Genomic DNA, 22258 nt, shown 5'->3' with positions numbered 1-22258 from the left:
CGGTGGCCGCTGGAAAGTGCATAGTTTGCCATGAAAGGCGGGAGAAGCCGCTTTTCAACGACATGCGGGACTTCGAGTACGGCATCGAGTCTGACCAGACGGGCTTTGTCCGTTGTGATTCCTGTGGCCTGATCCGCCTTGACCCCCTGCCGGAGGCCGAAGCTTTGCCGACCCTCTATCCCGCCGAGTATGCGAACATCCATGCGGAAGAGAACCGTTTGAGCAACTTCCTTCTCGAAACGTATTTCGGTCTGGTGCACCGCTATTTCAAGAAGCGCCTTCCCGGGAAGGCCCGCATTCTGGATGTGGGCTGCGCCGCCGGGCATTTCATCGGCTACCTTCAGGACCGTGAGCCTGAATGGAGCGTGGAAGGGATCGATTTGAATCGGCACGCCTGCGAGATGGCCGCTAGTCTCGGCCGGACGGTTCATCATGGTGCATTCGAGGACGCCGCGTTGCCTGAGCAACAGTACGACCTCATCATTCTCAGCCATCTGATCGAACACGTCGTCAATCCCGCCGCGCTGTTGGAAAAGGCGGGAAAACTGCTGGCGGACGGAGGCAGGCTGTATATCGAGACGCCCAATGTGAATTGTCTGGATTTTCGCATATTCGGCAAGTATTGGGGCGGGTTGCACTTCCCCCGGCACACATTTCTCTTTTCCCCGGAGACGGTCGGAACCCTCCTGGAGCGTCAGGGGTTCAGCCTTGAGGAGCAGGGAGCGACCCTGAACATGTTCGGCTGGGCTCTCAGCCTGCAGAATTACTTGGCGGATCGCTTTGACTTGCGGGTGGTCAATGGAAGAATCGCCGCATACCCCTTCATGATGCTTGGTCTGCTTCCGTTGACCCTCATCCAGAAGGTTTTCGGAAATGCCGCCGGCATGCGCATTCTCGCAAGGAAGGAGAAGCTGGCATGACCGACTCCCTGCGCATGGAACTCTGTCGGTTCAATGGTCTTCTGGAGCCGCTTCAGCCTCGTCAGACGATTCTGGGCATAAAGCCAATGACCGCGTTTGTCGCTGGTAACAATCTCTATGTAAGCGACCAGCTGTCCAACTCGATGCGGAAGTACTGCCTCGGGGGTGAGCCCCAGCTCGCCGCCACCTCCAAATTCAACGGAGATGGCGCTAACTGGTTTGCCAATTACGACGCCACTTCAGAACGAATCTGGATGATCGGCAAGGACTCTAACCGATTGATCAGTTTCGACGCCGCCCTGAATCGGGTCAACGAGATGACGGTGCCCAGCAACGCTGGTTTCTTTTTTTCACATGGCGGGGAGCACTATCTCATGTCTGGTTTTGCTGGCCCGCGGCGGCTGTATAAGGTCAAGGGTGACGCCCTGGCCGAACTGGATGCGAAGATTCCTGGCTCGCTGGGCGGGGATTTTCTGTTGGGGCACCATGTCGGGGACGAGATCTTTTTCGCTTATTTCGATTCCAGGGTGGTGTTCCGTTTTTCCGGAGGAAAATTCATTCGTATCGCCCAATTGAACGACTTGCCGGGCCGTATTTATTCGATCAGGCATCTTGCGGATTATCGGCTCTACGTGATCCTGACTTCAAAGGGAAAGCGGGCGTGCCTGCACTTCTACACCGAGAAATTCAGGCCGGTTCAGGCAGTCGTGCTGGAGAAGAGCATCGCACCCGGCACCTTGGCTTGCAACGGGAACGATGTGTACATTGGATCGTATTACACAGGCCGGATCGACAAGTACCGGCTGCCCATGCAGGCGTATGCGGAGATAGCACAATGAAGACCCTATTCCTCAAACCTCCGCTGGGAGGCGGTTCCAGGAACGCTGTCCGCGATTTTATCTACGGATGCTGGTGCAACGGACGGCGTATCGGCGGGATGCAGATCCCGCCCATCAACGAGTTGTACGTCATCACCCACGCGATGAACCACGGCATGGCCTGCGAGTTTCTGGACGCGCAGGTGGAGCCGGAGCGATACGCCGCCGTGCTCGAGAGCGGTCTGGCCGGTTTCGGAGCCGTGGCGATCATGTCCTCCACGCAGTCATTCAAGAAGGATGCGGCCTTGCTGGCCGAGTTCAAGCGGCTCAGGCCGTCCTTGAAGACCATCCTCTTCGGGTCGCACCCCACGTTCATGCCCAACTACTGTCTCTCCGAGCCCTCTGTGGACTATCTGGTCATGCGGGAGCCGGAGGAGACCATGCTTGAGCTGCTGCGCACCATAGGGGACGGCTTGGACTGCTCCGGGATTTTGGGCGTGGCGTTTCGGGATGAGTCCGGTGAAATCCGCGTCAATTTCCAAAGGCCCTTCATGGACATGGATGAGTTGCCCATCCCCGACAGGAGCCTGCTGCCCGCCGGAATCGACTACTTCAATCCCGTGGTCAAGCGCATGCCGTACACCACCATTCAGACTTCCAGGGGATGCCCCGGAAAATGCATCTTCTGCACCGCTCCCGAGTTTTACGGCAAGCGCATCAGGAACCGGTCCACGGACAACGTCCTGGCCGAGCTGCACGCCATCAAGGCGCTCGGTTTCAAAGAGGTCCTGTTCAGGGACGAGACTTTTACGGCGTACAAGAAGCGGAACCTGGAGATTTGCGCCCGGATGGTGGAGGAAGGGCTTGACCTTTCCTGGATTGCCAACGGGCGTACGGACATGGTCGACGAGGAATTGCTCCAGGCCATGAAACGGGCCGGGTGCCACATGGTCAAGTTCGGCGTGGAGACCGGCAGCGACGACATCATGCGCGCCTACAAGAAGGGCATCACCGTGGCCCAGACCCGGGAGGCCTTCCGTCTTTGTCACAAGGTCGGATTGGACACTCACGCCCATCTGGTCGTGGGGGGGCCGGGCGAGAGTCGGGAGAGCATCGAGACGACCATCAAGATGGTCAAGGAGATCGATCCCTCCACTGCGAGCTTCGGCATCCTTACGCCGTACGCCGGGACAGAGCTGTTCAACCGGGTCGCCGCTGAGCACCCGGAAATACGGGACGGATCCGACTCCAACATGGAAAACCTGCACGTCTCCGGTTTCTATTCCGAAAGCGTGTGCGGCGTGCCGGGCGAAACCCTGTCGCGCTGGGTGCTCAAGTGCTACAGGAGCTTCTACCTCCGTCCGTCATACATCTGGAAGCGGTTGCGCAGCATCGAGAGCCTGGACGAACTGGTCATGCTCGCCATTGCCGGTTCCAATATCCTGCAATTCGCGATCAAGGGGGAAAAATGACAGAATCACCAAAAGTCAGCGTCATCATCCCGGCCTACAATGAGGAGCAAAGCCTCGTCGAACTGCACCGGAGGGTTGATGCGACCTTCAAGGAAGAGGAGACTTCCTACGAACTGATTTTTGTCGATGATTGCAGTACGGACGGGACCCTGAGCGTCATCCGGGGGCTTGAGGCCGAGCATGACAACGTCGTCGTCCTGTCGCACAACAAGAATCATGGCAAATCCATGGCGCTCATGCAGGGCATGGACGCCGCCCGGGGCGAAATCTTCGTGACAATGGATGCCGATCTCCAGGAGGAGCCCGAGGAAATTCCCCTGCTGCTGGCGCGGCTCGGGGAGGGGTATGACATTGTCGGAGGATGCCGCGCCCACCGAAAGGACGGGGTGCTCAAGGGGGCGGTCTCGGCCCTGTACAATCTGCTGGTCTCCCTTCTTTTGCGGCATGTCTTCAAGGACATCAACTGCGGGTTCAAGGCCTTCACGCGGGAGGTGGCCCAGCGGTTCAACCTGCGCGGCGACATGCACAGGCTCATGCCCGCCATCGCCATGCTCCATGGCTACCGGTTCAGCGAAGTGGAGATAAGCCACCACCCCAGGCCTTACGGGAAATCCAAGTATTTCCTGTTGCGCTACAGGGGGCTTTTCGACCTGATCGCCTTCACCGTACTGAACACCACGCAGCTCAGACCTTTTCACGTCATGGCCGAGATCGGCTTTGTCCTGGTTGTCATCGCAGGGTTGTTTCTGACCATTCCGGTCCTGACCTTTTCCCTTGCGGACGAGCCTGGCGGGTTGCTGCGGTTCTTTGCGTATACGAGCGGTCTGCTGGGCGGCCTGCTGGCCTTTGTCGGAGTCCAGTGCCCGCTGGCCGGGCTGGTTCTCGAATCGGTCTCATCCCTGAGTCAGGACAAGGATTGGCGTACCCGGCTGCTGCGGCGTTCCGGGTGGAAATAGGACTTACAGGCGGAATTGACGGGTATGACATTCAGTCAGGAGCAGAAGGCATTCCACGCCGATAGCGATGCGGCGCGCTTCCATAACAGGAAAGCCAACCCGTTCATTCGTGTCCGCGAACAGCGGCTCGCACAGGCCTTGCTTCAGTCCGTCGGCCAATGCGAAAGATTGGTGGAGATCGGCTGCGGCGAAGGGAGCAACCTCGACTATTACAGGGAGGTCTTTCCTCCGGCTTTTCTGGCGGGCGTGGATTTTTCGGCCGAAAAGGTGGCTTTTGCGGCGGCGAACACCGAAGCGGAGTATTTCTGCGGCGACGCGTTGGCCCTGCCGTTGAGGGACGGTTCCTTTGACGTCGCAGTCTGCCGGGATCTGCTGCACCATGTGGACCACAACCGGCTCGGTGTGGTCAGGGAGGCGCTCAGGGTGGTCCGCCCGGGCGGTAAGGTGGTGTTCCTGGAGTCTAACGGCAGGACGCCTTTGAACCTCCTTTTCCAGTATGCGTATCCCGTTGAACGCGGGCTCCGCAACTCCACTCCCGCCACCTTGAAGGCCCTGTGCAGCGAACACGGGCAGGTCGAACTGCAATTCGTTGAGTGCAGTTTGCTCGTCCGGGCCGCCGGTTTTGTCCTGGGTTGGCCCGGGCTCGCGTTGCGCTGGCTTGCATACCCTCTATACGGGGTGTGCGCCGGAGTGGAGAAATTGTTGGAAACGGTCATGCCCCGGCGCAAGTGGGCATACATGCTTGTGGTCCTGACCAGACCGGAGCAGTGAGATGTGCGGCATTTTCGGCGTGTTTCCCCGAAGAGGGGGTGAGGTCGGTGCGGGCGTGCTCGAGCGCATGAGCTCCGCTCTGCTCTCGCGTGGCCCGGATCATGCGGGCTATCATCGCGAGCCGGGCTTCGGCATGGGCATGGACCGGCTCGCCATTCTTGATCCGGCCAAAGGCAATCAGCCGATTTACTCCGCAGACGGCAGATACTGCATTGTCTACAACGGAGAGATCTACAACCATCTGGAGCTTCGCCCGGAGTTGGAGCGCGCCGGCTACGTCTTTCGGACCGGCTGCGACACGGAGACCGTGCTCAACGCCTTTCTGCATCATGGCGAGGCCTGTCTCGGGCTGTTCAATGGCATGTTCGCCTTTGCCGTGTGGGACTCGCTGAAACGCCGCCTGTTTCTTGCCAGGGACAGCTTCGGAATCAAGCCGTTCTACTATGCGGAGACGGAAGACGCCTTCTGTTTTGCTTCCCAGCCCAAGGCGCTGCTGGGTCTGGCCGGGCCTGTTCGCCCGGGCTGGGTGGCCATAGGCCGGTATTTTCGATTGGGCTATGTCCCCAGCCCGGATTGCGCTTTTCAAGGCATGGCCAAGATTCCGGCCGGACATTTCGCGTGGGTCGAAGAGAAGACCGTGTCGCTCAAGCGGTATTTCCAACCCGAGTACGGCGGCGGACCGGCCCTCTCGGAAGGAGAACTCGTCCATACGCTGGAAGAGAAGCTCGAACAGGCCGTTAACCGGGAATTGCTCAGCGACGTCCCCATCGGGCTTTTCCTGAGCGGAGGGCTGGACTCGTCCGCAGTGGCGGCCCATGCGGCAAGGCTCTCTTCCGGCGGCATCCGCTCCTATGCGCTCAAGTTCAGCGAAGGCACCCACGACGAGTCAGCGGACGCGGCCCTGGTGGCCCGTCATCTCGGTCTGGAGCACCGGGAGATACCCATGTCCGGGGCGTTGCTCATGGACGCCTTCGAGGCCGTGGGCAAGGCGCTGGACGAGCCTTTTGCCGACTCCACGGTCCTGCCCCTGTACGTGATCTCCAAGGCTGCTGCGCGCGAGATCAAGGCCGTCCTGACCGGGTGGGGTGGCGACGAAATCTTTGCGGGATACCCGACTTACAAGGCGCACCATCTTGCCCGCTACTACCGGATGCTGCCTGGATTCATTGGCAATGGGCTCCTGCCCGCCGCAGTCAACCGGCTTCCCGTGTCGGAAAAGTACATGAGCTTCGAATTCAAGGCCAAGCGGTTCGTGCGGGGCATGGACCTGACCCCACTTGAACAGCATGCGGTCTGGATGGAATATTTCAGCCGGGACGAACTGGCCGGGCTGTTCCGGGAGGAGCCATACGGGGAAATGGCGGCGGTGGATGTCCTGATGGAGGACGCGATCCGGGCCATGCCTTCGGGCGAGACGCTGGACAACGTCCTGGCCCTGGATGCACGATTTTTCCTTGAGGGGAATGGACTGTTCCAGGCCGACAGGGTAACCATGATGGCCTCGTTGGAGGGCCGGGTCCCGCTGCTGAACACGGACCTGGTCAAGTGGGTCAACGCCATCCCGGCAGGACGGAAAATGCCGCGCGGCAAGCTCAAGCATCTGCTGAAAAAGGCGATGGAGGGACGACTGCCGGAGAGCATCCTCAACAAGCCGAAAAAGGGGTTCGGCCCGCCCACTTCGGCGTGGATCAGAGGTGAGCTGGCCGATGTCGTGGAAGCACTTTTCGAGCCGGACAAGATAGAGGCTCAGGGCGTTTTTCATGGCGGGACCATCCGGCGTCTGCTGAAGGAGCACCGTGAGTTCCGGCGCGATCACGGCAGGAAGATCTGGGCCTTGGCCGGGTTCCAGGTCTGGTACGACAACTTTGTGGCAAACGGTGCGGCGTGATGAGTGAGGCAATGCGGGAGAAGGCTGGCAGGGCGATGTCCGTGCGGGAGCGGCGACGGTTTTACGAACGGGAGCTGTTGCGCTACGCGCCCGTGTTCCTGTCCGGCCTGGACCGTTGTCCGGTATCGGCCAGCTCCGGCAGCGCGGACCGGGAGTACTGGGCCTGGGCCACCAAGGATTTTTCGAACATGGACCTGCAGCGGGGGCTGCTGGTTCCCGCCTACCTCTATGCCGTAGATTTCCCCGGCAACGAGTATCACGCCAGGCCCGCCCTGCTGCAATGGGTGGAGCGCGGCGTCCGGTTCTGGATCGCGGGGCAGGACCGCTCTGGCGCGTTCAATCACATGTATCCCTACGAAAGCAGCTGGATGGCGGCGGCGTTTACGCTGGTGGACCTGCTGGAAACCTACAAGCTGCTTCGGGAAGAGGTGCCAAAGGACCTGGGCCGGGATTGGCTGGCCGCCATGGAGCGGTGTTGCCGCTGTCTCCTGACCCGTGACGAAACCCACGGATTCATCAGCAACCACCGTTTGGCTGCGGCGGCCGGGCTCATGGGCATGGCCGGGCTGACCGGCAAGGCGCGCTACCGGGCCAGGGCCACGGAGCTGGCAAACGAAATTTCCCGTCGTCAGTCTCCGGAAGGGTGGCTGTTGGAGTACGAAGGCTTCGACCCCGGCTACCAGACCCTCGCCCTGCACTACCTTGCCCTCTACCAGGATGCCTCGGGCCTGGGCGCGGTTCCGGGCGAGGAGGCGCAAAAGGCGCTGGCTGTCTCCGCCTATTTCATCCATCCGGACAACAGCGTGGGCGGGGAGTACGGCAGCCGCAACTGCCCCCACTTCTTTCCCGGCGGGTTCGAGACATTTGCCGCAGCGAGCCCGGTGGCGGAGGCCCTGGTCTCCCATGGGGTCGCGGGGCTGGCGGATGGAAGTTCCTGCGGCCTGGCGGATGCCGACGTGCGCAACCAGGTTCCCATGGCCACGAGCTACGTCTATGCGCATCGGTACGCCGTCGCGGGCGGCGATAGGGATGCCGCAGAGCTCCCGTGGCGACGGACCTTTGAACGATTCTGGCCCGAGGCGGGGCTGTATGTCCGCTCGGACAACCGGGCCTATTGGATTTTCGGCGGCTCCAAGGGCGGAGTCGTCAAGTGCTACGCAAAGGAGGACGGCAAGCTGCTCTTCTCCAGTTGCGGCTACGAGGGGAGCACGGCTTCCGGCAAGGAACTGTCCACCCTGCGCTGGACCACGACCCCGGCCATGCGGATTCCCGGCCTGAACCCGGGAGGGGAGCGGCCTGTCTCCGATCGGACCGTTTCGCTCTCCGCGCCGTTTTACCGTTTCCACTCCAAGCGGCTGATGACCCCCTACCGAGGCTTGCTTTTCCGCCTTTTCGTTTTGTCTATCGGGCGTATCCGGCTCTGCAACGAGCTGTTTCGGAAGTATGTCATCCAACTGTTCATCACCCGCCGGGACGGGAGCGATTGCCTCCTTGATCGTTCGCTGGCCTTTGCCGGTGATGGCGAGACAGTCCTTTCCGATCAGGTCACCCTCGGGGCGGTTCCGCCGCTGGAGAGCCTGCGGGAGCACGCCTCTTTTGTCACCATGTACATGGCGTCGGCCCGGTATTTCCGTCGGCAGGAGCTTTTTCAGGCGTGGAGCAGCGAGAACCTGGCGGGAGCCTTCTCGGACGGGGCTTTGTCCCGGACCAGAACGGTGGTTTTTCCCGATGGCCAGCGGGACGGGGAGGCGTAATGGCCTGCAATGAAGTCATCGCCATCATCCCGGCACGGGGTGGGTCCAAGGGCATACCCAGGAAAAATATTCGGGAGCTTTGCGGCAAGCCGCTTGTGGCCTACTCCATAGAGACCGCCCTGGCCGCGAAGCAGATTCATCGGGTTATCGTTTCCACTGACGACGAGGAGATCGCAGAGGTCTCCAGGCGCTACGGGGCGGAGGTGCCTTTCCTGCGGCCCAGGGAAATGGCGACGAGCGTTTCCAACGTTGCCGAGGCATTCAACTACACTGTGGAGAAGCTGTACGGTTGGCTGCCTGACGATATCGGCGTGGTCGCCCTGTACCCCACCCATCCGTTCCGCACTCCGGCCATGCTTGACAAGATCGCCGGGCTCCACGAGCAGGGGTACGACAGCGTAATCACGGTGAGACACCTAGAGGCCAGGGGCAATTCCCTGCTGAGGATCGATCCGGCCGAGGGTCGGTTGCGTCCCACCCTTGCCCGGGGCGACGTCCGGCGCAGGGACGCCGGCATCCGTTGCAGCCGTCCCTACGGGCTGGCGTCCTTCTTTCAGTTCAAGCCTTCGAAACGGCAGTATCTCTACGGTATTAGGGACAGGATAAGCCTGATCGACATAGACTACGAAGAGGATTTTCTCCTTGCCGAGGAGATCGTGCAGAGAGGCCTCTTCGATTTCGGGATCGGCCAATGATAATTTTGTTGCCCCTATATGTTGCCGACTCTCCCTTCTGGGAAGGAGAAAACGGTCAAAGCCTGCTGCGTGATGCCCTGCTTCGGATCAGGGAAGAGGGGAGCGGTTTACGGTACGTGGCGGCTTCGGATTCCCCCGTTTTGCTGGACATGGCCGGGGAGTGTGGTTGGGAGAACGTCCGGGCTGCCGGGCCGGATACCGACTGCCTCCGCGTTGTGCCGGGCATGGAAGCCTCTCTGAAGGCCGTCAGGGACATGGCCCTGCCAGACGAGCCTGTCCTGGTGGGCAATTTCCGCAATCCTTTTCTCGATGCGGCCATGATCCGCCAGGCCGCGGAGTTGTATGCGGCCCATCCTGGTTTCGGCCTGCTCTCCGTTCGGGCACCGTCGGACCATCCCTGCCAGTTCAACCAATATCTCCGTTTCGAGGGTGCGGGCCTGCTGGTCCTCAGAGACGAGGCCGCCCCCGGCCTTTCGCTATCCTGCCCGTGGGAGTGGGAGTGGTTCGAGGAGGTTGCGGGCCAGACCGACTATGCCTTCGATGAAATGACCTTTGGCCTCAAGCCGGTTGAAGGCGAGTCTCTCTTTCTCAAAAAGCAGGACGCGTTACACGCCAGATGCGTCGTCGACGAGGGTAAGGGAGGCTTTGCCAACCCGGTCGCCCCGCTCCGTGAGGGCGGGATCGTTCGGGCCGATGCCATCGACGGCAGCCGGTGCCGGATTTCCTTTGCAATCGGGGCGAAGAACGATCTGCTGCTGCAGGTGATTCCCTTTTCTCCAGAGACCGTGCATTGGGAGAGTGCCTCGGAAGTGACCTCCCGATGGCCGCACCCGGTGCAGGAGGTGCCGTTTCCGGACGATTGCGCGGGCATGCTGTTTTTCCTGTTTTCCGTGGTGGAGGATGGGGGGTACGACATGGTTTCCGCGTTTGTCCCTCCAGGGGCTCCCTGGGCGGTCAAGATCGGCGGGGCTAATGGCCGGGTCAGCCTGGATACCGGCAAGGTAATCCACGGGCGACAGGCCTTTCCGCGAATTTACGCGCCGGACGAAACCCTATGCGTCCTGCCGGGAGTTCCCGGCCAGGCGTATGATCTCGCGATTTTGGAAAGGGGATATCCCCTGGAGCTGGGCCGACGTTCCTTCATAATCGAAGAGGGATTGGATTTTATCGCCTACGAAATATTGCGGAGGCAGGACGCATGATTGGCCGGATACGCGAGGCGTTGGATATGCTGCGGGGTGAAGCCTCGGACTGCGTGCCCTTTTCGGGAATGGAGAACGTGGCCCGGGCCGAGCGGCGATACGAGGAAATATCGGAAGCGTTGCAGCGGTTGGACAAGTCGCTGTTTCTGGCCCACACCATGGCCGCCATGCGTCCGTGCCCTGATGCCGTGATGGAGCACCGTTTTCAATCCATGGCCGAGGCTTCCCTCCAGTGCGCGGCAGGCCTGCGCAAAGACGCGGCCAAGAACATGGCTGCGGTTTACGTCGCTTTGGGTGAACACCACTTGCGTCGATCCGATCCGGAACAGTGTCTTACCGTCTGGCATCGCGCCCTGGCCCTGGATTCCCAGAGCCGGCTGCTCCGCGACAAGATCGCCGAGGTCCTTGATCAACTGCCATGAGTGGGACCGGGCTATGCCTGAACTTTGGCCACCAGACGCTTCAGGGTTTCGGCCACCCGCCTGACCTGCGCCTCCGATATCTCCGGGTATAGCGGTAAGGAAATGATCCGCTGCGCTGCGGCGTGGGCCACCGGGAAGTCTTCAGGCGCATGTGCCATGTGGGCGAACGCGGGCTGCTCATGCAGGGGCACCGGATAATGTATCCCGGCCATGACTCCCTCGGACTTGAGTCCTTCCAGCACACGCTCCCGTGTTTCCGCATCGTTCACTCTGATCACGTACAGGTGATAGACGTGGTTCGTGTCGGCGTCCGTTTCCGGGCAGACAATGCCATCCACGCCGGACAACAGCTCGTCATACAGGGCTGCCACGTTCTGGCGCTGTCTGGTCCACCCGGCTAGGTGGGGCAGCTTGGCCCGGAGCACCGAGGCCTGCATGCCGTCTAGCCGGGAGTTCACGCCGTACCGGTCGTGGAGATATTTGGTGTCGCGGCCATGATTGGCGAAGGAGCGGATGCGCTCCACCAGTGTTTCGTCCTCGGAGAAGACGGCTCCTCCGTCGCCGTAGGCGCCGAGGTTTTTGCCGGGGAAGAAGCTGAAGCAGGCGGCCGCGCCCCATTTGCCCGGTCCTTTGCCCTTGTACAGGGCTCCATGGGCCTGGGCCGCGTCCTCGATGACGGTCAGCCCGTGCTTGTCGGCCACGGCCATGAGCCGGTCCATGGGCGCCATGCGACCGTAGAGGTGCACCGGGATGATGGCCTTGGTCTTCAGACCGATGGCCTTCTCCACCTGGTCCACGTCAAGCAGGTAGGAGGCCGGGTCGATATCCACGAACACCGGCTTGTATCCGGCGCGGACAATGGCCTCGGCCGTGGCGATGAAGGTGTGGGTGGTGGTGATGATCTCTTCGGAGCCGTCACCGTGCCCCACGGTCTCGTACAGGGCGAGGTAGAGGGCGTCCGTGCCGTTGCCGCACAGGGCCGTGTGTCCGCCGCCGCAGAAGGAGGCGAACTCCTCGGCAAAAGGTTCGTGATCCGGGCCCTTGATAAAGCTGGCCCGCTCCGCGGTGCTCAGCATGGCCGCGTCGACCTCGTTCTTGATATTCCGGTACTGGGCCTTGAGGTCGACCAGCGGGATGATTTCAGGTTGCGTATCGTTACTCACTTGCCATCTCCAGGATTTTCACCACCCTGAGCGCGTGTTCGCCGTCGGTGTGGCAGGCGGTCCTGCCCGCGACGCAGTCCAGGAAATGGCCGATCTCTGTCTTGAGCGGCTCCTGGAAATCGATCTTGGGCATGAGAATGTCGCCGGAGCGGTGGTTGAATGAGAAGAAGTTGGTGTCGTCGAAATCCATTTCGCCGTTTTCTATCCGGTCTATCCCCTTGTCCAGAATGGTGATCTTATTGGGGGACATGTCGTCGTACACGGCCATTTTTCTGGAGCCCACCACGGTCATCTTGCGCACCTTCTCGGGGTCGAGCCAGCTCACGTGGATGTTGGCCATGACGTTGCCGGGATAGGTGATGGAGACAAAGGCCACGTCGTCAATGCCGGGCTGCTTGAAGTCCATGCCCACCCGGGTGACGCTCTCCGGCTCGGGGTCGTCCAGCAGGTACTGGATGATGCTGATGTCGTGCGGAGCCAGGTTCCACCAGGCGTCCACGTCCTGGCGGATGCGTCCCAGGTTGAGACGCTGGCTGGAAATATAGAGGATATTGCCCAGTTGCCCGGAGTCGATCAGTTCCTTCAGGTAGAGGACCGCCGCGTTGTAGAGGAAGGTATGTCCGGCCATGGCCACCAGCCCCTTTTCCCGGGCCAGCCCGTTGATGGCTTCCACTTCCTGCGCGGTGCGGGCCATGGGCTTTTCCACCAGGATGTGCTTTCCCGCTTCCAGAGCCCGTATGGCGTGTTCATAGTGGAAGGCCACCGGAGTGGCGATAACGATGGCGTCGACCTCGGGGTCGGCATAGACGGTCTCGGGGTCGGCGACGGGCGTCGTGCCGGGAAAGTTGGTGGCCACATAGTCCCGGCGGCTCTTGTTCATGTCACAGACGTACTTGACGTTGCAGTCGCCGTTGGCGTCGAGATTCCTCAGGAGGTTCGGTCCCCAGTACCCACATCCTAATTGTGCTATCTGTATCATATCGTCCAAGGCTTCCTTGTCATATCGTTGTTCTTGTCACGGCGGGGCTGGTTGCCGTTTTCGCCGTTGGCTGAAGAGAAGCAATAAAAATGCCAGATCGTTTATGGGGTGAATGTTTGCCGGTTTTTACGGTACACAGGGCCTGCTGCGCGGCATTATCCTTGCTTGCCCGCCTGTCGGGCGGAAAAAACTGCCCTTGCCTCCGGACCGGCCTGTGCCGGGAAATTGACGATGTCCGAGAGGTGTTCCCGGAGCGTTGCCCGGATTGACATGCTGGCGCTCCCGCGTGACAGTATGGTATTGGTTCGACTGATCATACAGTGACCAAACAAAATTATGTCAGCGGACGTACCTGGTCAAGTCATGCCTGGAATAGGCATGACACGCCGCGCGCCATTGGCCCCTGACCGAAACCGAGGTTCATCCATGCGCATCAACTTTCTCAACGACGGCCACCGCAATTGCGGGGGGTGCCTTCAGCTCATCAAATACGCGAACCTGCTCTGCGACATGGGGCACGAGGTCTTCCTGACCTACACCCACTCCTTCAGCTTCGACCTGATCGAGGTCAAGGCCGAACGGGTCTACTCGCCGGAGCTCCGGGGCAGCGAGGTGCCGGACTGCGACGCGGTCATCTGCAGCTCCTGGTCCATGGCCCGCAAGCTGGCCGACCTGCCGCCCTCCAAGGGCGCCAAGTTCGCCTACCTGCAGGATTTCGAGAACTGGTCCGGCACCAGCGAAGGGATCATCGGAAACTGGCGGCAGCCCGTGCACCTCATCGCCGTGGCCCGTTATCTGGTGGACGCGGCCCGCAACCACGCCTCCAAGAAGGCGGCGCGCATCCCCTACGGCATCGATTTCGATATCTTTCGCCCCGGCAACAAGCCGCCCCTGGGCGAGGGCGTGGTCATCGGCGGGCTCTACAACACCATGCCGCGCAAGCGGTTTGCGGACCTGCTGGCCGTGGTCGAGGCGGTCCGGGGAAAGGACGTGCCCGTCAAGCTGGAGATCTTCGGCGCGGCGGAACGTCCGGCCATCCTGCCCGAGGATGCGGGCTACCTGTCCTATCCCAGCCGGGAAGCCCTCAGGGAGATGATGACCCGCTGCCACGTCTGGTTGGCCATGAGCGAGCAGGAGGGGCTGCACATCCCGCCCATGGAGGCCATGGCCTGCGGCGCGGTGCCCGTGTGTACGGACATCGGCGGCATGCGCGACTACTGCCTGGACCGGGAGACTGGCTACCGGGTGGACGTGGGCGACATCGACACCGCCGCCGGGCGGATCGCAGGGCTCTATCGAGACCCGGTGCTGTGGCAGGGATTGTCCGGGGCCGCCGTGGATCACATCCGGGCCATGGGCTCGGATCGGGAGAACGCGGCGCGCATGGTCGAGCACTTCGCCGCCTGCCAGGGGCTGGCCGGGGTGGACAGGCTCTTCGATTTCACCGCCGTCAATCACAACACCCATGCCACCCTGACCGAATATCTTGCCAGTGCGGAGAAGCAGCTCGACCGGGACGAGAAGGCGTACGCCGACTCCCTGGTGCAGCCGGTCATCGATTTTTACGAGGAACAGGCGGTCAACGCCGATCACCCCAATGTGTTCAGTCGGTTTCAGGATAACTACGGTCTGGCGCTCTGCCTGCAAAACCGCATCTACGGCGAGACACGCCAGGGATTCCTGCAGCGCGCTTTCCGCTACGCTCCGGCCCGGCCCGGCGTGGTGGGCGAGCTGGCCCGCGCCAAGGGGTGCGAGCTGGTGGACTCCTACCAGAACCCGGCCCGGTTCGACGGCAAGTTGCGCATCTACCTGACCCTGGCCTGCAACCTCCACTGCGAGTACTGCGTCAACGAGAAGACGCGCAATGTGGAGCGCGGGCGCACCCCTGCTCCGCCGGAGCAGTGGATCGAGGCCCTCAACCGCGAGCAGCGGCACGTGGTCTTCACCGGTGGAGAGCCGTTCCTGTACAAGGGGCTGGAGAAGGTCCTCACCGGGCTCGATCCGTTTATCGCGGTCTCCATCTATACCAACCTGAGCTTCGACTTGCGCGAGGTGCTCGCCAAGGTAAACCGGGAGGTCCGCTTCTTCGTCAGTTGGCACGCCCACCAGAAGCCGGACCGTGAGGTCTTCCTGGCCAACATCCGGTCCATCCAGGCCAACCCGCTCTTTTCCCTGACCGTGCATGCCATCGACGCCCACGAGAACCAGCACCTGCTGGAGGCGGACCTGGCCTATTTCCGTGAAAACGGCGTGGACATCGAGCTGGACGTGGACCAGCGGGATTTCGGCGGCTGTCTCCAGGACCAGCCCCGGACCGCTCTGTGCCGCCGCAAGATCTTCCTGTTCGACCCCGAGGGTACGCGCTACCAGTGCGTCTCCCGGCTCATGCGCGCGGACCGGCCCATGGAGAACCTGTTCTCCCGTTCCCTGGCCGAGGACATCTGCGTGGACACCTGCCCGGACTACGGCCTGTGCGCGCCGTGTGACGGCCTGGGCGAAACCGTCATGGGCGTGCTCGACCATGACGCGCCGAGGTAGAAGGCATGCCCGAGACGGATTTCATCACCCTGGACAGGCTCCCCGAAAACGGGCGTGTCGTCGTCTACGGCAGCGGCGACGCGGCCATGGCCGTGCTGGAGCGGATCAGGGAGGACCGGCCCGACGTGACTGTGCCCTGCCTGCTCGATTCCTTCACCGAAGGCGAGGCGGGCGGGCTGCCCGTGGTCCGGTCGGACAATCTGGGCACCCTCGCAGGACAATACGATTTCATCCTCATCGCCTCGGCCTGGTGGCGGGACATCGCCAAGGGGCTTGAGGCGGCGGGCGAGGCCGCCTGGGGCGTGGCCTCCCAGGGTCTGTGGCACAAGTACGTCTACACCGAAGCGGACCTGGCCCGGTACAAGGGTGGCCTGGATGCGGTGGAGGGGCTGCTCGCCACGGACCGGGACAAGGCCGTCTTCCGCTTCCTGGTGGAGGCCCGGCGCGAGGGCTCCCCGTTGGTGGACATCGACGCCACCAATCCGCGCATCGTGGACTATCTCCAGGTCAAGGAGTCGCTCCTGGGTCATTTGACCGGCCAGTACCTTGATTTTGTCGTCCGCGAGCCCGTGCACACCGTGCTCCACGCCGGGGTCTTCGATGGCTCGGACTGTCTCAATTTTCTGCGAGCCTTCCCCAACCTGGAGACCATCCACGGGTTCGAGCCCCAGGGCGAGGCGCACATCAAGCCCGCGACCATGGACGCCCTCGTCCGGTCCGGCAAGGTCCGCATTCACCGCAAGGGGCTCTGGAACACTTCGGCCAGCGTACCCCTGACCGGGCAGGGGAGCTACACCACCCTCAGGCCGGACGCCTCGCCCGAACAGGTGACCGGAACGGTCGAGACCATCTCCGTTGACGAGTTTGTGGCGGAGCACAAGGTGGCTCGGGTGGATTACCTCTGTCTCGATGTGGAGGGTGCCGAAGCCCGCGCTCTGGCCGGGGCCAAAAAGACCATCGCGGCCTCGCGGCCGCAGCTGGCCGTGTGCGTCTATCACAAGAAGGAAGACCTATTCCGGCTTCCTCTACTTTTGGCCGATATGCTGGACGGGTATGTTTTTCATCTGGGCCACTATTATCACTATCTGAACGAGACCGTGCTTTACGCCATTCCCGCCGAGCTTGAGGCTTAGGATGCTAGCCGAGTGAGGCGGTGTGCCTTTGGCGATCAAGAAAAGAGAAAAGGAAGCCGCCTTTCAGGCGGCGGTTGATGAGTGAAGGGTTTCGCCCCTTCCGGGGCGACTTACTTTGCTCTGCTGTCGCTATCCGTAAGGCTCGAAGACTCGCCAACGGCTACCGCTGGGCCAGGGCGTCCAAAAGTAAGCAAAAGACGCGCTTTTTGTGCTGCAGCGCGATCTCGTGGCCAAGAGCCGCTAACACGGCTTCCGCTGCCCGAAAAGCGAAAGCCTGCCGGGCAGGCGCGCTTCGGGCTGCACTTCAGCCGTGTGCAAGCGGCTCTAAGCCCCGAGCTCGATGACCGGTCGCTGCCTGGATGAATGGTAGCTTGCCAAACGAGGTAATTCTTCTTTGCCTATCAAATCGAGCTAGTTCCCAGCTATGCGATAAAGGCAACTTGTCATCGCCCATCAAGTCGAGCTGTCCCGCTGTGATGAATCAGAAAAAAACAATTCGGCGCTTCGACTTCTTTTTCTGAGGTCCGCAGTCAGCCCCTTGCTCACGGACCTAGAAGCTCACCAACCCGGTCGGCGGCTCTTTGGCCGCGATACGCACGGAGTCGGACGGCCTCCGAATAATAAGGCTGGCAGAGCGTTTCACTCAACGAAGTCCGGAGCCGACCGGGTTGGATGAGATTCTCGCCCGAGAGCACCGGGGGCGGGGATGACGCTCACAGCGACCTTTCTTTGCTACTTTCTTTGGGCGCCGCCAAAGAAAGTAGGCCCGCCTGGCAGGGCATGGAGGGCTTTTGGGGGCGCAGCCTCCAAACCCGGCTCTCTGCTGGAGTGAGGCAGCCTGCCGTACTGGCGATTGAGAGAAAAGAAAAGGAAGCCGCCTGGCGGGCGATTAAACGTCCAGGCCCTGCTTCTTGTACTCGTTGAGCTTGTTGCGCAGGGTGCGCACGGAAATACCGAGAAGCTCGGCAGCGCGGGTACGGTTGCCGGTGGTCTCCTGGAGGCTCTGGAGGATGAGCCGTTTCTCCATTTCGTGGATGGGCATGACCGAAAGGGCCTCCGCCGGGGTGGACGGCGGCGGCGCGCCTGCGGCTGCCTGCTGGTCGGCATCCACGGCGGCTAGGTCGTCGGGCGACCACTGCTCGTCGCCCATGAGGAAATGCTTGGGCTGGATGGGGCCCTGTCCGGCCAGGAGCACGGCGCGTTCCATGAGGTTCTGCAGCTCGCGCACGTTGCCGGGCCAGTCGTAGCTCATGAGCCAGGCCTTGGCCTCGTCGGTGAAGGCGAGCTTGCCGAGGCCGTAGGTGGCCCCGAACTTGGCGGTGAAATATTCGGCCAGGAGGATGACGTCATCGCCCCGGTCCTTGAGTGCTGGCAGCTTCAGCGGGATGACGTTGAGACGGTAGAAGAGGTCCTGGCGGAATTTTCCTTCGGCAACAGTGCCTTCGATGTCCCGGTTGGTGGTGGCGAGCACGCGGACGTCGACGTTCACGGTTTCCACGCCGCCCACGCGGTCGAACTCGGATTCCTGGAGCACGCGCAGCAGCTTGGCCTGCAGGCCGAGATCCATTTCAGTGATTTCATCCAGGAGGATGGTCCCGCCGCTGGCCAACTCGAATTTGCCGAGCTTGCGGTTGATGGCCCCGGTAAACGCGCCTTTTTCATGGCCGAAGAGCTCGGATTCGAGCAGATGTTCGGGCAGGGCGGCGCAGTTGATGGCCACGAAGGGTTTGTCCGCGCGGTCCGAGTTGTAGTGCAGGTAGCGGGCGAACATTTCCTTACCGGTGCCGGATTCGCCGGAGATGAGTACCGTGGCCTTGGAGCGGGCCACCTGTCGGGCCAGGGCGAGCACGCGCAGCACGGCATCATGGCGTCCGATGATTCGGAATTTGCCGTTGGGGCCACCAGACGCGGCGGGCATGGCAGGCGCGGCTACGGTCGGAGCGGGTTCCGGCTCGGGCTCGGGTTCAGGGCTGTCTTCGGGGAGCAGTATCCGGATTTTTTCCCAGGCCAGCGGTTCCAGCCAGAAATCACGTGCTCCGAGTTCGAGATACCGCGTGGCCTCCTCGGCACTGCCCGTGGCCGCAAAGATCACAACCGGGGGGAAACCTTCAATCGTTCTGGCCTGTTCGAGCAGAGCATCGACGTCGAATCCCGGGAGGGACGGACGGCAAAACACCAGGCACGGCCTGGATTTCTTGATGAACCCGAGGGCGCCGGTGAGGTTGTCGGCCAGCCCCGCCTGAAATCCCGCTGCCTTGAGGGTGGGGAAAATGGCGGTCACCGACTGTGGTTCCGCGATGAAGAGCACGGTTTTGCCGGACATGATTCTTCCCTATTACCGGCAAGTTGAGCTATTTACAAGTAGGGAGCCCACATTCACCGGCGGTGTCCGCCTATTGCTTGACCATTTGGCTGATGAGCCCGTCCAGGGACTGGATCATCTCGTCGACCTCGGCGACCACTGCCGCGGCCTTGCGCATGGTCTCGCCCGTCTCCTGGGAGATGCGGCTCATCTCGTCGGTTGATTGGGATATTTGCTCAGCCGTGGCTGACTGCTCCTCGGAGGCGGCGGCGATGGACTGGATCTGCGAGGAGGAGTCTCCGGCATATTCCACGATCAGGCGGAGGGTTTCCCCGGCCTCGCCGGCCAAGGCGGTTGATTCGTCAACAGCCTGGGCCGCGGCATCGGTGGAGCGGACGTTGCGCGAGCAGGATTCCTGAACCGCGCCGATGGCCTTGTTGACCTCGGTGGTGGCTCCCATGGTCTTCTCCGCCAGTTTTCTGACCTCGTCGGCGACCACGGCGAAGCCCCGGCCAGCGGTTCCGGCCCGCGCTGCCTCGATGGCCGCGTTGAGCGCCAGCAGGTTGGTCTGGTCCGCGATGTCGGTGATGACGTCGATGACCGTGCCGATGGCCTCGGCCTCCCGGCCCAGGGTGACCATGTCCTCCTTCAGGATCTGAGTCTGGGCATGGAGCCGTCCGATGGCGGCGACCACTTTCCCGGTGCCTTCGCTGCCTTCCATGGCCTTGTCCATGGTCTGGCTTGCGTTCTGGGCGGCCTGGGACGCGCTGCTCGCCACTTCCAGGACCGTGGCGTTCATCTGTTCCATGGCCGTGGCCGTCTCCATGGCCCGGCCGCTCTGGATTTCCGCGCCATGGTTGGCCTGGTCGATCCGGGAGTTCAGCTCCCTGGAGGATTCTGCCAGCTTGGCCGAGATGGCGGAGGCCCGCTCGGCCAGGTCGTCCATCTGGCGCTGCATCCGGATGATGTCGGTCTGATCCATGATGATTTCAAAAGCGCCGCAGGCGGTGCCATCCTCGTCGCGGATGGGGATGCCGACGTACTTGATCTCCATGTCCGCCCCGCCGGGATGCGCGTCGGTCTCTGCGGTCACCGCCCTGAGTTCGGCCATGGCGCGAGTGCAGGCGCAGTTCGCCGTGTTGCAGTCCGCTGTCTTGAACACTTCCCGGCATTTGACCTTTCGATAATAATCCTCCGGTTTGTCGAACCCGGCGAGGTCGCTCGCAGCCTTGTTGAAGTAGATGATTTCGTAATCGTTGTTGATGGCCATCAAGGGCAGGGGCATGGCATCCATGTAGTGCAGATAGGAGCCGGTGCACTGGTTGGTGCTCTCCGCCAGATTCCTGAATTCGCCTTCCAGCCCTTCCGTGGGAACCGTGACGCGAAGATCGCCCTTGAGCACGCTGTTGCTTGTCGCCCTGATTCGGCCCGCGATGTCCTGCAGCACCCCGGTAATGCCGGTCATGGCGGAGCAGAGTTCGCCGATCTCGTCCTGCTGACGGACGTCGAGCTTCATGCCGAAGTCGCCTTTGGCGATGCCGCGGGAATAGGCTACGGCCTTGCCCAGCGGCCTGACGATGGAGATGGTGACGTAAGCCAGCAGGGGGAGGAGCGTGACCATGGCGGCCAGGAAGGCCGCAAGGCTCCAGGTTTCCGTCCGGTCCAGGGCCGCGTGGAGGTCGATGTTGGCCTGCCTGGTCTTGGCCTCGAAGGCCTCGAGGATGGCTTGCAGCTGTCCGTTGATGCGGTCTGCATCCCCCTTCACCCCGCCGTTGAATTCATCGAAGGCGGCCTGCATGCTCGCCTTTTCGGCGGCCCCTTTGGCGACGAGAGCGGGCAGCTCCTGGCGGGCCAGCGTCACCAGTTCCGTGACGGCCTTGTTGAGGGCTTCAAGCAGATTCTTTTCACGGGCGGATGCGTCCGCTATCGTAAATGATTCGACCGCTTTTCCGAGCGAGTCGGTCTCCATCTTGATGATTGCCGTATGCTTGTCGGAAAGCTTTCCCTTGTCGCGGTCCAGAAAGGCCTCCAGAAGAGTCAGCCGAAGCCTGTCCAGGGAGAGACGCATTCCCGAGATGGCCTCCTCTCCGACTTCGTCCTTGCGGTAGTGGAACACGTTGAGCAGGGTCTTGAGCTTGTTTTTCACCAGAAAGCCCAAGCGGTTGGAGCGGGTATCCAAGTCTACGAATTCGTCCTCGACGGCCTTCTTCCGGGCGGCGTTTTCTTTGATGAGCCGGGGCATGTCCTCTTTTATCTTTCGAGTCATGCGCTGCATGACCTCGGTCACGGCTACGGCCTCCTGTCTCGCTTGTCCTTCCTCGACCGCCTGCTGAAGTTGTTCGCACCTGTCCACCAGAAAAGCCGAGGCGTCTTCGATAATCGCCATGCGGTTTTCGGAAACCGCTCCTTCATCCCTGTCGACCATGGCATTCATGCCCGCGAGCATGAGCTCGGTCTGCTTGAGCTTGATGGCGCGGACCAGGTTGAATTTAGCTACCTGGCTCTCCGTGATGTTGGTGCTTTGCCGGACGGACCTGCCTCCGTAAAGCGTGACACCACCCATTATCGATAGAAAGATCACTATGCCTACCGCGAGAACGGCCATTTTAACTTTTACTGAAATTTTCATGCTACGCTCAGCCTGGTTGGGAAAAAAATTGTCGGTCATTGTCAAGAGAGACGCCGGGGGGACCAAGCCCCAGGGTGTCCTTTTTTCAAAAAAGAAGGCACAGTGTTACACAGTAGAAAGGTTATGTCTCGGTTGTCAATGATTTCTCGGTTACGGCCGCGTGCCGGTTGCCGAACGCACCCTTACAAAAAAGGAAAAGGACACCCTCCGCAATGGAGAGCATCCTGCCTTGTCGTATAACCGTATTGAAAACAGGTACGATCCGCACCTGTCTTCCTAAGCTACCTGAGACGCTCCGTCGTCGGAAGCATTGGTTCCCTTGAGGGTGACGCCGCTTCGCTCAAGGGCGGCCAGCATGCTCCGCTTCTTGAGTTCGGAGATGAGGCCGAGGTGCAGGGCGCGTTCAATGCCGTCCTCGGTCAGGGTCAGCACGGGCTTGGTCATGAAAATGCCGGACTCGACCATTTCCTTCATTGCTCCGACGCCGTACGTCCTCGGGGAAAATCGTTCCAGTCCGCCCTTGATGAACTTGGCGATACATTCGTCAACCAGGGATATGCTTTTCATCGTAAAGTCCTTGCGCTGTCTTGGCAGGTGAGAGATTGCTCTACAGATT

17 protein-coding genes are annotated in these 22258 nt (G+C 61.5%); 12 read left to right on the top strand and 5 right to left on the bottom strand.

What is annotated here, in order from left to right:
• Window positions 1-2 precede the first annotated feature (2 nt).
• From GM415_RS04240 to GM415_RS04195, 10 genes are read left to right on the top strand one after another with little or no spacing between them, the layout of a single operon-like run.
• Window positions 3-920 carry a class I SAM-dependent methyltransferase gene (locus GM415_RS04240; protein ID WP_158946587.1) on the top strand — a complete coding sequence of 306 codons (918 nt, stop codon included), beginning with the start codon at window positions 3-5 and terminating at the stop codon, window positions 918-920.
• Entirely contained in the window at window positions 917-1759 is an 843-nt protein-coding gene (locus GM415_RS04235) for a hypothetical protein (protein ID WP_158946586.1), read from the top strand. Before GM415_RS04240 ends, GM415_RS04235 begins: the two co-directional genes overlap by 4 nt.
• Window positions 1756-3210, top strand: coding sequence for a B12-binding domain-containing radical SAM protein (locus tag GM415_RS04230; protein WP_158946585.1), 1455 nt, complete (start codon window positions 1756-1758; stop codon window positions 3208-3210). Before GM415_RS04235 ends, GM415_RS04230 begins: the two co-directional genes overlap by 4 nt.
• Window positions 3207-4166, top strand: coding sequence for a glycosyltransferase family 2 protein (locus tag GM415_RS04225; protein WP_158946584.1), 960 nt, complete (start codon window positions 3207-3209; stop codon window positions 4164-4166). The genes GM415_RS04230 and GM415_RS04225 overlap by 4 nt, the downstream gene beginning before the upstream one ends.
• Before the next feature lie 24 nt (window positions 4167-4190).
• Window positions 4191-4937 (top strand): class I SAM-dependent methyltransferase, encoded by a 747-nt coding sequence (locus GM415_RS04220; protein WP_158946583.1) that lies wholly within the window; start codon window positions 4191-4193, stop codon window positions 4935-4937.
• A gap of 1 nt (window position 4938) precedes the next feature.
• Window positions 4939-6825 (top strand): asparagine synthase (glutamine-hydrolyzing), encoded by a 1887-nt coding sequence (gene asnB / locus GM415_RS04215; RefSeq protein ID WP_158946582.1) that lies wholly within the window; start codon window positions 4939-4941, stop codon window positions 6823-6825.
• The gene (locus tag GM415_RS04210; RefSeq protein ID WP_158946581.1) at window positions 6825-8579 is read left to right on the top strand and encodes a hypothetical protein; all 1755 of its coding nucleotides are present in this window, start codon (window positions 6825-6827) and stop codon (window positions 8577-8579) included. The genes asnB and GM415_RS04210 overlap by 1 nt, the downstream gene beginning before the upstream one ends.
• Entirely contained in the window at window positions 8579-9274 is a 696-nt protein-coding gene (locus tag GM415_RS04205; protein WP_158946580.1) for an acylneuraminate cytidylyltransferase family protein, read from the top strand. The genes GM415_RS04210 and GM415_RS04205 overlap by 1 nt, the downstream gene beginning before the upstream one ends.
• On the top strand, window positions 9271-10476 hold the full coding sequence (locus GM415_RS04200; protein ID WP_158946579.1) for a hypothetical protein: 1206 nt from the start codon (window positions 9271-9273) through the stop codon (window positions 10474-10476). The genes GM415_RS04205 and GM415_RS04200 overlap by 4 nt, the downstream gene beginning before the upstream one ends.
• Window positions 10473-10898 carry a hypothetical protein gene (locus GM415_RS04195; protein ID WP_158946578.1) on the top strand — a complete coding sequence of 142 codons (426 nt, stop codon included), beginning with the start codon at window positions 10473-10475 and terminating at the stop codon, window positions 10896-10898. Before GM415_RS04200 ends, GM415_RS04195 begins: the two co-directional genes overlap by 4 nt.
• Window positions 10899-10909: 11 nt before the next feature.
• On the opposite strand, the gene GM415_RS04190 is transcribed toward GM415_RS04195, so the two are convergent.
• Both GM415_RS04190 and GM415_RS04185 read right to left on the bottom strand, forming a co-directional pair.
• Complete coding sequence (locus GM415_RS04190) at window positions 10910-12061, bottom strand: DegT/DnrJ/EryC1/StrS family aminotransferase (RefSeq protein ID WP_158946577.1); 1152 nt, start codon at window positions 12059-12061, stop codon at window positions 10910-10912.
• Complete coding sequence (locus GM415_RS04185) at window positions 12054-13040, bottom strand: Gfo/Idh/MocA family protein (protein WP_158946576.1); 987 nt, start codon at window positions 13038-13040, stop codon at window positions 12054-12056. Before GM415_RS04185 ends, GM415_RS04190 begins: the two co-directional genes overlap by 8 nt.
• A 426-nt stretch (window positions 13041-13466) precedes the next feature.
• On the opposite strand from GM415_RS04185, the gene GM415_RS04180 reads away from it, so the two are divergent.
• Window positions 13467-15578: a glycosyltransferase gene (locus GM415_RS04180; protein ID WP_158946575.1), complete on the top strand. Its 2112-nt coding sequence runs from the start codon at window positions 13467-13469 to the stop codon at window positions 15576-15578.
• A 5-nt stretch (window positions 15579-15583) separates the two neighbouring features.
• Window positions 15584-16711, top strand: coding sequence for an FkbM family methyltransferase (locus GM415_RS04175; RefSeq protein ID WP_158946574.1), 1128 nt, complete (start codon window positions 15584-15586; stop codon window positions 16709-16711).
• Window positions 16712-17600: 889 nt separating this feature from the next.
• Here GM415_RS04175 and GM415_RS04170 read toward each other — a convergent pair.
• The 3 genes from GM415_RS04170 to GM415_RS04160 form a co-directional block, all read right to left on the bottom strand.
• Window positions 17601-19034: a sigma-54 dependent transcriptional regulator gene (locus GM415_RS04170; RefSeq protein ID WP_158946573.1), complete on the bottom strand. Its 1434-nt coding sequence runs from the start codon at window positions 19032-19034 to the stop codon at window positions 17601-17603.
• A gap of 70 nt (window positions 19035-19104) precedes the next feature.
• The gene (locus GM415_RS04165; protein ID WP_158946572.1) at window positions 19105-21642 is read right to left on the bottom strand and encodes a methyl-accepting chemotaxis protein; all 2538 of its coding nucleotides are present in this window, start codon (window positions 21640-21642) and stop codon (window positions 19105-19107) included.
• A 276-nt stretch (window positions 21643-21918) separates the two neighbouring features.
• A complete protein-coding gene (locus GM415_RS04160) occupies window positions 21919-22209 on the bottom strand; it encodes a hypothetical protein (RefSeq protein WP_158946571.1) in 291 nt (96 codons plus the stop codon).
• Between the last annotated feature and the right edge of the window lie 49 nt (window positions 22210-22258).

The organism is Pseudodesulfovibrio cashew (genome assembly GCF_009762795.1).
GTDB classification, from domain to species: domain Bacteria; phylum Desulfobacterota; class Desulfovibrionia; order Desulfovibrionales; family Desulfovibrionaceae; genus Pseudodesulfovibrio; species Pseudodesulfovibrio cashew.
Note: the sequence above shows the minus strand (reverse complement) of the source record. Positions and strands in the feature narration are given on the sequence as shown.